The 1,253-nt window shown below is 56.9% G+C and carries 2 protein-coding genes; both read right to left on the bottom strand.

Annotated elements, in window-relative coordinates:
- Positions 1-935 (bottom strand): NAD(P)/FAD-dependent oxidoreductase (locus tag B3520_RS04445; RefSeq protein WP_286875487.1); only part of this gene is annotated, 935 nt, incomplete at its 3' end.
- Between the two features lie 117 nt (positions 936-1,052).
- A partial coding sequence (locus B3520_RS04440) for a class II glutamine amidotransferase (RefSeq protein ID WP_286875485.1) occupies positions 1,053-1,253 on the bottom strand: 201 nt, incomplete at its 5' end.

Raw genomic sequence — 1,253 nt, 5'->3', positions numbered from 1 at the left:
TCCGCCGTTTTGGATGTCGGCAGCGAGCTGGCGTCGCCTAAAGAAAACACCTCCGGGTAATCCGGGTTTTGCAAAGTGTGGGGGTCCGCGGTCAACCAACCGCCCTCATTGGCCATAACGCTTTCGCGTACAAACTGCGGCGCGCGTTGTGGCGGTGTTACATGCAGAACATCATAGGGCTCGTCGACTTCGTGGGTTTCGTCGTTCTGATCCGTCACTTTAAAGGTTGCGATGTGCTTTTCGCCATCCACCCGGATCAGATCGTGTTTAAGGTTGATGCCTATCCCGTAATCAATGGCCACGTTCTGCAGGTGCGGAACAAAGTCCGGCACGCTGAACAGGGCGCCCATGCCGCTGTAGAATTGTGCCTGTATCTGATGACTCTGCTGGCGTTTCTGCCATTGATGGGCCGCCAGGTAAGCGATTTTTTGCGGCGCGCCCGCACATTTGATGGGCGTGGACGGCTGGGTAAACAGGGCGCGGCCGGCCTTCAGGCCATCGATGCATTGCCAGGTGTAACGGGCGAGTGAAGGATCGTAATTGCTGCAGACACCCCCTTGTCCCAGTGCCTCAGGAAGACCTTCTATGGCCGACCAATTCAGCTCAATGCCGGGCGCGACCACCAATGCCCGATAGTGGATTTCATTACCATTATTCAGCACCACACGCTGTTGTTCCGGCTTCAGTTCGCTGACCGACTGGCGAATCCAGGTCGCGTTGTGGGGCAATGTGTGGGCTTGCGGCCGAGCGGTGTCCTCCAACGCGTAGGTGCCTCCACCGACCAACGTAAAGGCCGGTTGATAATAATGCGTGTCGCTTGGCTCGATCACTGCCACATCCAACGTCGAGCGCTGACGCAGCAGCGAGGCGGCGACGCTGGTGCCGGCGGCACCGCCGCCGATGATTACAATATCGTGGTGCCGGGGTTGGGTCATGGGTCAGCCTCCTGTCAGATCGAGCGGGAAGCTTATCAGTATTAAGATGTATTAAAAATATATCTTATTAGATGGATTGGTATTAAGCAAAGTGCTGAGCGATATAAGCCGTGCCACTCAGCTTTGAGGGGGGAGGGCGTCCCTGGTCCCTCGCATTGCAATCTCCCCCTTGCGCCACAAGCGCCACTCTCCGGCTTGGTAGATATCCCAGGTCTCATCGCTGGTAAGCGGCTCGGTGACGATCACACTGACGATGTCGTCGGGGGTGGTTTCGGATTCGAAATCCACCATCATGTCGGCGTCTTTCAGGCGGTTGTG

The sequence above is a fragment of the Marinimicrobium sp. UBA4509 genome, from assembly GCF_002388575.1.
GTDB classification, from domain to species: Bacteria; Pseudomonadota; Gammaproteobacteria; order Pseudomonadales; family Cellvibrionaceae; genus Marinimicrobium; species Marinimicrobium koreense.
Note: the sequence above shows the minus strand (reverse complement) of the source record. Positions and strands in the feature narration are given on the sequence as shown.